General features: G+C 68.2%; 8 protein-coding genes and 1 tRNA gene. 3 read left to right on the forward strand and 6 right to left on the reverse strand.

Features of this window, described 5'->3' with window-relative positions:
* The first annotated feature begins 35 nt into the window (after nt 1-35).
* Both AMA02S_RS04945 and htpG read left to right on the forward strand, forming a co-directional pair.
* Nucleotides 36-1,976 (forward strand): ABC transporter ATP-binding protein, encoded by a 1,941-nt coding sequence (locus tag AMA02S_RS04945; protein WP_067452322.1) that lies wholly within the window; start codon nt 36-38, stop codon nt 1,974-1,976.
* A gap of 120 nt (nt 1,977-2,096) precedes the next feature.
* Entirely contained in the window at nt 2,097-4,169 is a 2,073-nt protein-coding gene (gene htpG / locus AMA02S_RS04950) for a molecular chaperone HtpG (protein ID WP_067452325.1), read from the forward strand.
* A 168-nt stretch (nt 4,170-4,337) separates the two neighbouring features.
* On the opposite strand, the gene AMA02S_RS04955 is transcribed toward htpG, so the two are convergent.
* The 3 genes from AMA02S_RS04955 to AMA02S_RS39925 all read right to left on the reverse strand — a co-directional run bounded on the left by AMA02S_RS04955 (nt 4,338) and on the right by AMA02S_RS39925 (nt 8,805).
* Nucleotides 4,338-4,805 (reverse strand): cold-shock protein, encoded by a 468-nt coding sequence (locus tag AMA02S_RS04955; RefSeq protein ID WP_067452328.1) that lies wholly within the window; start codon nt 4,803-4,805, stop codon nt 4,338-4,340.
* 153 nt (nt 4,806-4,958) lie between these two features.
* Entirely contained in the window at nt 4,959-5,822 is an 864-nt protein-coding gene (locus AMA02S_RS04960) for a hypothetical protein (protein ID WP_501162058.1), read from the reverse strand.
* Nucleotides 5,823-6,237: 415 nt separating this feature from the next.
* Nucleotides 6,238-8,805 (reverse strand): aminotransferase class I/II-fold pyridoxal phosphate-dependent enzyme, encoded by a 2,568-nt coding sequence (locus AMA02S_RS39925; RefSeq protein WP_369688375.1) that lies wholly within the window; start codon nt 8,803-8,805, stop codon nt 6,238-6,240.
* Between the two features lie 186 nt (nt 8,806-8,991).
* On the opposite strand from AMA02S_RS39925, the gene AMA02S_RS04970 reads away from it, so the two are divergent.
* Nucleotides 8,992-9,064, forward strand: a tRNA-Leu gene (locus AMA02S_RS04970).
* A 95-nt stretch (nt 9,065-9,159) separates the two neighbouring features.
* Here AMA02S_RS04970 and AMA02S_RS04975 read toward each other — a convergent pair.
* The 3 genes from AMA02S_RS04975 to dpgD form a co-directional block, all read right to left on the reverse strand.
* Entirely contained in the window at nt 9,160-10,215 is a 1,056-nt protein-coding gene (locus tag AMA02S_RS04975) for a VOC family protein (protein ID WP_067452334.1), read from the reverse strand.
* Nucleotides 10,216-10,438: 223 nt separating this feature from the next.
* Nucleotides 10,439-11,425, reverse strand: coding sequence for a ParB/RepB/Spo0J family partition protein (locus tag AMA02S_RS04980; protein WP_067452337.1), 987 nt, complete (start codon nt 11,423-11,425; stop codon nt 10,439-10,441).
* 657 nt (nt 11,426-12,082) lie between these two features.
* The gene (gene dpgD, locus AMA02S_RS04985) at nt 12,083-12,889 is read right to left on the reverse strand and encodes an enoyl-CoA-hydratase DpgD (protein ID WP_067452340.1); all 807 of its coding nucleotides are present in this window, start codon (nt 12,887-12,889) and stop codon (nt 12,083-12,085) included.
* Between the last annotated feature and the right edge of the window lie 3 nt (nt 12,890-12,892).

Raw genomic sequence — 12,892 nt, forward strand, 5'->3', positions numbered from 1 at the left:
AGCAGATCGAGGGCGGCGCGAAAGTGGGGTTTTCCATGGCCATGATTGGTGGCCCGCGCATGGGTCCGATGCGCTTGGGGGTCGACGGGCCGATCACCCGGCAGAAGGTCAAGTCCGGCACCGTACGGCGGATCGTGCCCTACGCGATGCGTTACCGCTGGTCGCTGGTCATCCTGATGCTGATGACGATGGTGGACGCGGTCATCGTCGCGACGAGTCCGGTCCTGCTCAAAGTGATCATCGATGACGGGATCATGAAGCACCGCAACGGGGTCGTGGTGGGGCTGTCCCTGGTCATCGCCGGCCTGGCACTGGTGGACGTGGTCGCGATCTACACCCAGACCTGGTTCTCCGGCCGGGTCGGTCAGGGGATCGTGTACGACCTGCGCTGCAAGGTGTTCACGCACGTGCAGCGGCAGTCGCTCGCGTTCTTCACGCGCGCTCAGACCGGAGCCCTGGTCAGCAGGCTCAACACCGACGTCGTCGGGGCACAGCAGGCGGTCACGACGCTGCTCACCCAGACGGTGTCCACACTGCTGACCCTCGTCCTCGTCCTCGTCACCATGTTCTATCTGTCGTGGCAGATCACCCTCGTCGCGCTGGTGATGATCCCGCTCTTCCTCCTGCCCGCCAAGTTCATCGGACGGAGGCTGCAACGGCTCACCCGCGAGAGCATGCAACTCAACGCCGACATGAGCTCGATGATGAACGAGCGCTTCAATGTCGCCGGGGCGATGCTGGCGAAGCTGTACGGCCGAACCGACCAGGAGGCCGACACGTTCACCCGCAAGGCGTCCCGGGTCCGCGACATCGCCATCTCGACGACCGTCTACGGACGGATGCTCTTCATCATCACCACCCTGATCACCGGGGTGGCCACCGCTCTCGTCTACGGCCTGGGCGGCGTCCTCGCCATCGACGGCGCGCTGAAGATCGGCACGCTCGTGGCCATGGTCACGTTGCTGCTGCGGCTGTACGGCCCGATCAACCAGCTGTCCAACATGCAGGTCAACGTCATGATCGCGCTGGTCAGCTTCGACCGCGTGTTCGAGATGCTGGATCTGAAGCCGCTGGTGGACGAGCGGCCGAAAGCCTACGCGCTGCCCGCCGCCGAATCCGACGACGCGACGGCGCCGGACATCGAGTTCGGCGACGTCTCCTTCCGCTATCCGGGGCCCGAGGAGGTGTCCCTCGCGTCCCTGGAGTCGATCGCGCTGCGCACGCCGGAGAAGCGCGGCAGCCAGCAGGTCCTCGACGCGGTGAGCTTCCATGCCCCCGCCGGAAAGCTGACGGCGCTGGTCGGGCCCTCGGGCGCCGGGAAGACCACCGTCACCCACCTCGTCCCCCGGCTCTACGACGCCACCTCCGGCACCGTCCGGATCGGCGGCCACGACGTGCGGGACCTGACCATGCGCTCCCTGCACGACACCGTCGGCGTCGTCACCCAGGACGCGCACCTGTTCCACGACACGATCCGGAGCAACCTGCTGTACGCGCGCCCGGACGCCACCGAGGTCGAGTTGGTCGAGGCCTGCCAGGCCGCCCGGATCTGGGAGACGATCTCGGCGCTTCCCGACGGCCTCGACACCGTCGTCGGTGATCGCGGCTACCGGCTGTCCGGCGGGGAGAAGCAGCGGGTCGCCCTGGCCAGGCTCCTGCTCAAGTCCCCCCCGATCGTCGTCCTCGACGAGGCCACCGCGCATCTGGACTCCGAGTCCGAGGCGGCGATCCAACGTGCCCTCAAGACCGCGCTCGCGGGCCGCACCTCCCTGGTCATCGCCCACCGGCTGTCCACCATCCACGAGGCCGACCAGATCCTCGTCCTGGACGCGGGCCGGATCCGCGAACGCGGGACCCACGGTGAGCTCATCAGCACGGGCGGACTGTACGCCGAGCTGTACCGAACGCAATTCGCCAGCCAGCCGGTGAACGGCGCGGACGTGGCCTCGCCGGTGCATTCTCCCGGCTCTTCCTGAAGGACGGTTGACCTGCCAAACGACTCAATTTTAGGCTTGCCCCGATCATTGGCTGGCGCTGCCTGCCTGAATTCGGGGGCGACCGCGAGCCAGCTATCCGACATCACGATGAGGTAGCCGGTGTCCGTACAGGCGGATGAAGAAACTTTCACCTTTCAGGCCGAGGTCGCGCAGATCTTGGACCTCATGGCCCATTCGCTCTACAGCAACAAGGAGATCTTCCTACGTGAACTGATCTCGAACGCGTCCGACGCGATCGACCGACTGCGCTTCGAACGGTTCTCCAAGCCCGAGCTGGTCGAGGAGGGGGAACGGCTACAGATCCGCGTCGACCACGACAAGGACGCGGGCACGATCACCATCTCCGACAACGGTATCGGCATGAGCCGTGACGAGGTCATCGAGAACATCGGCACCATCGCCAAGTCCGGCACCGCCGAGTTCCTCAAGGCCCTGACCGGCGACCAGCGCAGTGACGCCGCGCTCATCGGCCAGTTCGGCGTGGGCTTCTATTCCGCCTTCGTCGTGGCCGACCGGGTGGTCCTGACGACCCGCCGCGCCGGACTGCCCGGGGAGGAGGGCGTCCGCTGGGCGTCCGACGGCAAGGGCGAGTACACCCTGGAGCACGTCGAGCGGCAGGAGCGGGGGACCACGATCGTGCTCCACCTCCGCGAGGGTGAGGACGACCTGCTGAACGGGCACCGCCTGCGGTCGATCATCCAGCGGTACTCCGACCACATCAGCCTGCCGATCGTCATGCCCTCCGAGGACACCGGCGGCGGGAAGCCGGCCGCCGAGGCCGCCGGTGCGGAGGGCTCCGGTGCGGAGGGCTCCGAGCAGCGGACGGACGAGGCGGGCGCCAAGGAGACCACCGTCAACCGGGCATCGGCGCTGTGGACCCGCCCGAAGAGCGAGCTCACCGAGAAGGACTACCACGACTACTACCGTCACATCAGCAACGACTTCACTGACCCGCTCGCCTACCTGCACGCCAAGGTGGAGGGCCGGTACGAGTACACGATGCTGCTGTTCGTCCCCTCCAGCGCACCCTACGACCTGTGGGTCCCGCAGGCCCGCCACGGTGTCAAGCTCCACGTCCAGCGGGTCTTCATCCTGGAGGACACGGGTCAGCTGATGCCGCAGTACCTGCGGTTCGTCCGCGGGGTCATCGACTCCAGCGACCTGCCGCTGAACGTCTCCCGGGAGCTGCTGCAAAGCAGCCGCGCCGTCGACCACATCCGTTCGAGCGCGGTCAAGAAGGTGCTGAAGCTCCTCAAGGACCTGGCCGGGAACGACCCCGAGAAGTACGCCGTGTTCTGGAAGCAGTTCGGCGCCGTCCTCAAGGAGGGCATCGCCGACGACTACGACCACCGCGAGGACATCGCCGAACTACTGCGCTTCACCACCACGCACTCCTCCACGCAGGAGGCGGACGTCTCGCTCAACGACTACGTGGATCGGATGAAGGAAGGGCAGGACAAGATCTACTACCTGCTCGCCCCGACCCTGGCCGCCGCCACCGCCAGCCCCCATCTCGAAGCCTTCCGCAAGAAGGGCATCGAGGTGCTCCTCCTCGGAGAGGCCGTGGACAACTGGGTGGTGACGGGCCTGGTCCAGGAGTTCGGCGGGAAGCGGCTCCAGTCGGTGGCGCAGGGCGTCCCCGACTTCGGCGACCTTGAGGACGATGCGGAGAAGGAGGCCACGGAGAAGGCCAGCGCCGAGTACGCCGCCTTGCTCGGCAAGCTGAAGGCGGCCCTGGCCGGGCAGGCGTTCGACGTCCGGGTGACCAGCCGTCTCACCACCTCCCCGGCGTGCATCGTCGCCAACGAGGCCGTGACGGATTTCAGCCTCGCGCAGCGGATGCGGGGCTCGGGGCTGCCGAACCAGCCGATCCTGGAGATCAACCCGGGGCATCCGCTGGTCGAACGGCTCAACCAGCGGCAGGACGACCCGCGCCTCGGCGACTGGGCGCACGTCCTGTTCAGCCAGGCCGTCCTCACCCTGGGCGCGCGGATCGACGACCCGGCCGCGTTCGTCGGCCGCCTCAACGACCTGCTGGTGGCCCTGACGAGCGACGCGCCGGCCGAGAAGGCGCCGACCACGGACACACCACCAGCGGACACCGAGGCCGGGGACCCCGCGGCCGAGGGTGCTCCGGCTGAGAAGGCGCCGGCTGAGGAAGGCGGCGCCTAGGGTCTGTCAGAAGTACCCCAGCCGCAGCGCGAGCGCGCTATCTGACCGGTGAGGCGACGCCGGAGGCGAGCCTCACCGGGAAGATCGCGAAGCGATGGAGCGCTCGCCCAGGCACGGTCAAGAGCGAGCCGCCAGGCGAGCCCTGGGCCGGGAGTGCAAGAACAGCCCTCAGCCCTCCACCCAGCCGTATCTCTGCGCGAAGTTCAGGAGTTTCCGGCGCAGGTGGGTGACCTGCGTGCCGGTCAGTTCGGGCGCTTCCACGAGGAGGAGCTCGGTCAACTCCTGGACGAACTCCCGTTCGGACAGGACGTCGCAGAGGCCATCGTCCTCTTCGGGCTTGTGCCCGAGCGCGTCCCTGTCCGCGTCCTTCGCCACGACCTCGGTGTGCCCGTTCGCGGGCGCGGCCCGCTCGGCCGCCGGCGGGCGCTCCGCCTCCTTGACACGCACCGCGAACGCCTTGAGACCGCGCTCGCCCTGGGTCACCTCGAACTCGACGGGCGTTCCCGGCGAGAATGCCACTTTCTCATCCAGAAGGTCATTGGCGTGGACGAAGACGTCCTCGCCGCCACCGTCGGGAACGATGAACCCGTAACCGCGCATGTCATCGAACCGCAGAACCTTGCCTGTCTTCGCCATGGCCACCCCTCCACAAACACACAGCACGATCTACCAACGAGATATCCCCCGCCGAGCCCACCACCCACCAGATTGGATTAATGCGGCGATATCAACTCCCGTCCCACGGGGAACACTTCGATGGTAACGCGCGCACGCTTGATCAGGCATCCGCTACGCCATCTCGGCGCGCGCCCTTCTCTTCAGGACCTCGGCGAACCTTTCCCACTCATAGGCGAGGCCGAGGGCGAGATCGGCGACGAGCGGGACGCAGTGCGCCGGGATCTCGTCCTCGATGCCCTCCCATTCCTGGGTGTTCACCGAGCGGGTGGTGAGCCAGCGCAGCAGCAGACGCCCGTTGTCGTTCAACCGGAGGGAGGGATCGCGCAGCAGCTTCCGCAGGATCTGGTCCGCGTCCGGCTCGCGGCCCTTCCGCAGCGCGCTGACGACCGGTGCGTCACGTCCGTCACCGCGGGCCGCGGCCTCGCTCTTGCGCTCGGCGAGCGTCAGCTTGGCGGGGACGGGATCCTCCCCGCGGCGCAGCCGCTCGCGCACGTCCTTGGCCGTCGCGGGCGAGATGCCCGCCATCTCGGCGATCTCGCGGAGCGAGGCGCCCGGCCGCTCGGCGAACAGCCGGCCGGCGAGCCGGCGTCCGGCGGCACCGTTGATCGGGCGGACCCGCCCGTCCTTGCCGATCCGCATGTCGGGTTGCGAGTCACGGTCGGTGGTGCGGTTCCTGATCCGGGCGACCGTCGTGGAGGCGAGGCCGGCGGCCTCCGCGATGGCCCGGTCCGACCACTGGGGATGCGTGCTCAGGATCCGCGTGGCCGCCGCCTCCCGGTCCGCCAGGGACAGCGGGAGCCCGTGCCCGATATTGGCCCGGACGGCGGCGACGAACACATCGGAGTCGGCGCCGTCGATGTAACGCACCCTGATCTCGCGCTGCCCCTTCAAAACAGCGGCCCGCAGCCGATGCATTCCATCGACCACCCGCATCGTCCGGCGGTGGACGAGGATCGGCGGCAGAGCCGAGTCCATATCGGCGAGTGCGCGAATGTGCTCTGCGCTCTCGCCGGCCAGGCGAGGCGAATCCGCATGCTTAAGCAAGTCGACCGACACCATTACCGGTTCGTCCTGAGAAATAAGGCATAACTGGTTCTGACCTGGGCTTTCCAATGCCACTCCCGTACGGTAAGAGCGCGACATGACCTCTCCCCTTGCCTGGCCCATGGTCACGGCCGGCACTGCCGCAAAGTTCAACCCATCGCCTTGTAATTTAAGTTAGCACTTGACAAATATCAAGGGGGATCGACAAGGCGCGATCACCCGTTCAACCGCTCACCTGCCGGTTGTCCCAATACGGACTCGACGGCAAATAATCTGCACACGCGTCCAAGCGCGGACCTACGCACTTGGACATTCCTCTTGTCTGCCAATTTCGGCTAATGGACGCCTACGCCGGTGTGCGCGCGGCGCCGGCGACCTCCGCCTCGATGAAATCGGCCAGCCGGGAGATCCCCTCCCGGCTGTCAGTGTGTGTCAGGTAGCTGGTGGACAGCCGGACGGTGTGGTAGCCGCCACCGTCCGGGTAGAAGTACGCCATCGGCGTCCAGATGACCCCGTAGTCCTGCGCGGACCGGGCCAGCGCGGCGTTGTCGGCGCGGAAGGGGACCTGGAGGGTGAGGAAGAAGCCGCCGCTGGGCTTGTTCCAGCCCATGCCGAGCCGGGCCCGGCGGTCGGCCGGGAACTCCTCCTCCAGGCAGTGGAGCGTGTACCGCATGGTGTCCTCGTAATAGGCGGCCATCTCGGTGTTCAGTTCCGCGATCCGGCCGCCGGCCGCCAGCAGCGCGCCCCCGACCGCCGCCTGGCTGAGCGGCGAGGTGTTCACCGTGACCATGCTCTTGATCTTGGCGAGCTCGTCGGCCAGCAGGCCCGTCCGACCGTCGGGGGCCAGCACCGGCTGGTCGGCGACCACGTAACCAACGCGCGCACCGGGGAAGATGGTCTTGGAGTAGGAGCCCAGGTGGACCACCCTCCGCTCGCGGTCCAGAGACTTCAGCGTCGGCACCTGGGTCCCGGGGCTGACGAGCCGGTAAGGGCTGTCCTCCAGGACGAGGATGCCGAGCAGGCCCGCCAGTTCGAGCAGTTCGTGCCGGGTCCGCAGCGGCATCGTGACTCCGGAGGGGTTCGAGTGGTCCGGGATCACGTACACAGCCCTCGGCCGCCGCCCGCGCGCCCGCTCGGCCAGTACCGCGACCTCCAGATCGGCGCATGACAGCCCGTCCCGCCCCTCCTGGACGGCGGTCAGTTCGATGTCCAGCAGCCGCGCAGCCCCGGTGATCCCCGGGTAGCAGGGGCTGGAGACCAGCAGCACGTCGTCCGGCCCGGACATCAGCGCGCGCAACGCCAGGAACATGGCCTCCTGGCAGCCGACGGTGACGACGATCGACTCCGGCGCCACGTCGATCCCCTCGTCCAGACGCAGTGAACCGGCGATGAGATCGCGGATCCGTCCCGCCGACGGGCCGTACTGGAACAGCGAGTCGCGTACCTGGGCCGGTGACTCCCCGCGCTCCGCCAGGTGGTCGAGGTACCGGCGCACGTAGGTGAAGACCTGTGCGGTGTCGAAGAATCCGTCGTAGGGACGCCCGGGCGCGAAGGACACCGCGTCCGGGTAGCGCAGCGTCACCTCGTTCAGGAAGTTCATCGTGTCCATGACGGGGTCGGCGACGCTGGGGTGCAGGTCCTCCATGCGCAGGACCGCGGCGGTGGCACGGTCCGCATCGGTGGCACGGTCCGCCCCGCGCGGTCGAGTCACCTGCCGAGTGCCGGACCGGGCACCGGCTCCGTCAGCCTGGGCGTCGGGGGCGCCGGGGGCGCCGGGGGCGTCGGGGGCGCCGGGGGCGGCCGGAAGAGCAGACGGCGGGACCAGCATCACGGCCTCGGGTCCGATGTCGGCGACCGCGCGGATACCGGCGAGCGACATCGCGGCGGTCAACTCCTCCAGCAGGAGTCCGAGCACCCTCGTCACGCCCTCGGCTCCGGCGGCCGCGAGACCGTGCAGGACCGGACGGCCGAGCAGGACCGCGTCCGCGCCGAGCGCGAGCGCGGCGAGCACGTCCCGGCCCCGCCGTACCCCACCGTCCAGCAGGACGGGGACGCGGCTGGCGACCGCCGCCGCGATCTCGGGCAGGGCGTCCAGCGATGCGCAGACGCCGTCGAGCCGGCCGCCGCCATGGTTGGACACCACGATCCCGTCCACCCCGACTTCGACGGCGCGCCTGGCGTCGGCGCCGGTCACGATCCCCTTGATCATGATCGGCAGCGAGCTGATCGAGCGCAGCCGGTCCACCGCCGACCAGTCGGCGGCGGGGTCGAGTTCGGCCAGGGCCCGCCGTTCCGGCGGGTCGAGCCCGTCCTCGCCGAGGTTGACGGGGACGAGGCCGGACGGCGGCCGGAGATCGTCGCCAAGGCCGTGCGGCCACCCGCCGGGGTGGGGGGCGTCGACGGTGAGGACGAGCGCCTCGTAGCCCGCGCCCGCCGCGCGGTCGACCAGCCTCCGGGTGACCTCGCGGTCGCGCAGGCAGTAGAGCTGGAGCCACAGCGGGACGCCGGACTCCACGGCGATCTCCTCGACCGTGCGGCCGGCGAGGGAGCTGATCACGACCGGGACCGTGGCCGCGGCCGCGGTGCCCTGGACGGTGCCGAGTTCGCCCAGGGGATGCGCGAGGTCCTGGCAAGCCAGCGGGGCCACCGCGATCGGCGCGTCCCAGGGACGGCCGAGGATCGTGGTCACGGTCTCCGGACGTGCCGTTCCTCGCAGTACGGATGGCCGTAATCGAATTCGGTCGAAGGCTCCTATATTGGCCATGAGCGCACGGTCATCTCCGCCGCCCTCAATGAAATCCCAGGTTGCAGGGTCGAGCCCTTCCCTGGCCAGCCGCGCGATACCCCTGAGTGTTAATTCCATCGCCAGTCCTTCGCAGCCGATCAAGAATCCACGGACCAGACCGTACTCCATTTCCAAGAGGCGCCCAAAGCTGCCTCCAGGGCCAGAAAGTACGCAAATCTCCGGGAAATTCTGGCATGCGAGAACGCCCCCTGGCCAGGCTGTCTGGCATTCCCGACCGCTCCCACAACCGTCCAACGATCGACCGCTAAACGGTCGATAAATACCGTGCCCCGTGGTTAGGATCGGACCATCAAAGCCCCCTTGGCCCAATGGTAGAGGCGGTCCCCTTAAAAGGGATCAGTTGTCGGTTCGAATCCGATGGGGGGTACCCACCGGCACAGTGGCCACGGACCTTGCCACCTGCGCGATTACCGTCGATTCTCATCGACCCCCGTCGATCATGACCGCGATTGGTGCGTGCCTTCAGGACAGTCCCGGCCGGCCTGCCGCCCACTGACACCGGGCGGGGTCGTAGCCGCCCCGCAGGCCGGTGCCGCCGAAGACGCGGGCGCCGCGGCGGTCGATCAGCTCGAAGAAGAGGGTCCCCCTCGGGTGCACCGACCGTGAGGAGACCTGGAGCATGACCCCCGAACCGTCACGGTCGGCGAGGATGCCGAGCCCTCGGAGGTCGTCCACCGGCACGCCGATCGGGCCCAGCCGCGCGGCCAGGGCGTCGTAGTAGCCCGGCGGCGCGGGCAGGAACCGGGTCCCCCGCGCGATGCCCGTGCGCACGGCGGCGGCGATGTCCTCGGTGAGGAACGCGACGTGCTGGATCCCGGCTCCGCCGTGGGACTCGACGAACGCGCCGGGCCGTCCGGCGTCGCGGGTGGCCGACTCGGCGATGGTGAAGATCACCTTCCCGGAGGTGCTCTGGACGACCCGCGAACCGGCGAGCGTCGGCCTGTCGAAGGTCTCCACCAGACCGAACGCCGTCTTGTACCGGCGCACGGTCTCCTCCAGCGCCCCCGCCGGAACGCACACGGCGAAGTGGTCGACCGCGCGGAGGAGGCCGCCCCCGGACCGGCCGCAGCCGGTCTCGTCGATGACCGGGGCGAAGGGCATCTCCGGTCGGTCCCGTGAGACGAAGCGGTGCTCCACGTCACCGAACCCGATCACCGAGGCGAACGTCACGCGGCCGCCCTCGGGCCCGGAGGTCTCCGGCGGGGCCACCGGGACGGCGCCCCGCTCCACCGCCTCGGCGAAGGCCGATCGCGCGTCGTCGACGCCGATGCCGATGACCGCGACGCCGTCCCCGTGCGACCGGACGAACTCGGCGACCCGGTGATCGGCGGTGGTGGCGGAGGTCAGCAGAATGGTGATGTCGCGCTGACGCAGCAGCACGGACTCGCAATCGCGCAGACCGGTGTCGGGGCCGCCCCGGCCGGCGAGAGCGAAGCCGAAACAGTCGCGCAGATAGCGCGCGGAACGGTTCGCGTTCTCGACGAACACTTCAATGTGGTCGACCGACCGGATCTCCAATGTGCCCACCTCCGTGGTGGCGCCCGACGGTCGGGCCGAGCGCCATCGCTGCGGTTGGTCAGTTTGTGCGGGCGGCTTCGGGGCCGCGGCCGCCCAACTGTGCGTCTCCGTCACTTGGACATGTGCGTGAAATATTTGATCCGGCGCCGTGAAATGCGCCGGGTATCATTCAGGTGACCATCAGCGAGTCGGGTCGAGAAGACCGCCGACTCACGGAACAAGATCAAGCTTGTAACGCATTTCGTTCGATCAGAGAGGCGAGCTCCAGCCATTTTCGCGCGCAGTCGCGCGCCAGCTGGGCCACGGTTTCCATGCGGTGCGGGGGCACGCTGTCGACTATCTTGTTCCAATCCTCTGTCCGGAGGGTGTGCAGGTTCAGCAGCCGTAAGAGGTCGCGGCCGTTCTCGTTGAATCGCAGCGCGGGATCGGCCCGCAAACGCTCGACCACCACCGCGGACGGGGGCGCCGAGCCGGGCATGGGGACGCGACCGGCGGTCAGGGTGGCCGGGGCGGCGAGTGTGCCGGTGACGCCCTGGCCGACGAGCTCTCTCGACCGTCCCTGCGGCAGCGGGTCCTCGCCGCGCAGGACTCGGTTCTTGACATCCCGGACGGTCTCTGGGGATATCCCCGCCGCACGAGCGACCTGACGTAACGAAAGAGCGGGGTTCTTGATGATCATTTCATGGGCGAGCCGCCGCCCCTCGGTCACATCGGTGGAACGGACGCGCCCATCCTTGCCGATCCGCCCGGATCCCTCCGCGGCGTCGACTCCGGTGATCCTGCGGATCTCGGCGACCGTCTTCGCCGAGATTCCGGTAACCGAGGCGATCATTCGGTCCGACCATTGCGGATGGGAGGCGATCACGCGTTCGGCCGCGCGCTTGCGGTCGGCCAGTGACAGCGGAAGTCCATGCGCGATGTTCGACTTCACCGCCAGGACGAACGCGTCCTCTTCGGGCCCGTCGAAGTACCGGACGGCAATCTTCCGCCGGCCGAGTAACGTGGCCGCCCGGAGCCGGTGCATGCCGTCGATGACGCGCATGGTGCGGCGGTGCACGATGATCGGTGGAAGCTGCTCCTGACAGGTGACGAGGGTCTCCACGTGCGCGGGACTCTCACCCGCGATCCGCGGCGACCCGCCCGCCAAAAGCGAACTTATCTCTACTTCTTCTACGGCATGTAGATCAACTTGACTTGGTGCGGACTGCAAGTCAACTCCTCAGCATCTGAATCGCGCCTTGTGGGCTGATGAGAACAGACAGCGGGGGTTGTAAGGATCGGCGTAGTACACCGTCGGCGGTGGCCATCGGTACCGATTCCTCGTCGCACGAAGTTGAACTAGTTTCATTGAGGCTGATCAGCATATTCGACGCAGAACATATCCCCCTTTTGTTGCGGTCCGGAATTGACGGCCAGAAACGCAGCGATCACCCGTAGTTCCTTTTTCAAGCATTGCCCCGGTGCTTTTAACAGAAGTTAATGTTATTCGATCCCGCCTTAAGGGTCATAGGCGACGGCCGGATGCGGTCATTCCGGTCATCATCGCAGTCCACAGGCACTCCCGCCCCGAAGAGTGAATGAACTGGGCAAATTACCCCTCTTGCTCGAATCACCCACAGTGATGCGATCTTGCCGCTTCGTCCTACTGGACATCACGATCAATAGTTCGGAACGGTACGAAACAATGGTCACCAGGGACAACGTGTTCTCGCGATGCTGATCGACCGGGTGGGAATCCGGTCACGGCCGTCCGCCCATTCGGGCCTCGCTTCCGCGGTGCCCGTGAGCCATGGACCCGGCGCGGAAGCGGCCCGGCACCCGCGGTGATGCCGGGCCGCGAGCAGTGCCGGCCGTGGCTCGGACTACGTCAGCGTCCCGTCCAGATGGGCTCGCGTTTCTCCGTGAAGGCCCGCACGCCCTCGGCGGCGTCACCGCTGACCCTGCGCCGCTCCTCCCAGACGTACCGGGAGGAGAACGCCTCCTCCAGCGGCATGTCGAGCGATCTGAGGACGCACTCCTTGAGCGCCCGCACCGACAGCGGCGCGCTCCTGATCAGGTCGCCGGCCCAGTCGGCGACACACCGGTCCAGATCCTCGTACGGGACGACGTCGTTCACGAGTCCGAACCGGAGCGCCGTGGCCGCGGTCATGCGGCGTCCCGTGAGCAGGTACCCCATAGCGATCCTCAACGGCAGTTGCCGCGCCAGCCGGAACGCGCCGCCCGCCCCCGGGACGAGACCGAGCCCCGCCTCCGGTAGCGCGAAGACCGCCTCCTCGGAGGCGACGATGAGATCGCAGGCCAGCGCCAGCTCGAAACCGCCGCCGAGCGCGTACCCGTGGACCCGCGCGATCACCGGCTTGGACAGGGCGAAGCGCTCGGTCAGCCGGGGCCAGCCGGGCTGGCCCCGGCTGCCGAACGTCGTCGCGGGCGCGCCCCGCTCGGTCAGCCGGGCCCGCTCCTTGAGGTCCTGCCCGACCGAGAAGGACCGGTCGCCGGCGCCGGTGAGCACCGCGACGCGGACTTCGTCGTCCGCCTCGACGTCGTCCCAGATCGCGGCGAGTTCCTCGTGCGTCCGCAGGTCCATCGCGTTCAGGACCTCGGGCCTGTCCAGCGTGATCCTGGCGACCTGGTCCTTCTTCTCGTAGCGCACCCGGACGCCGTCCGCCGCGCTCACCGG

It is taken from the genome of Actinomadura macra NBRC 14102 (genome assembly GCF_001552215.1).
In the GTDB taxonomy this organism is placed as follows: Bacteria; Actinomycetota; Actinomycetes; order Streptosporangiales; family Streptosporangiaceae; genus Spirillospora; species Spirillospora macra.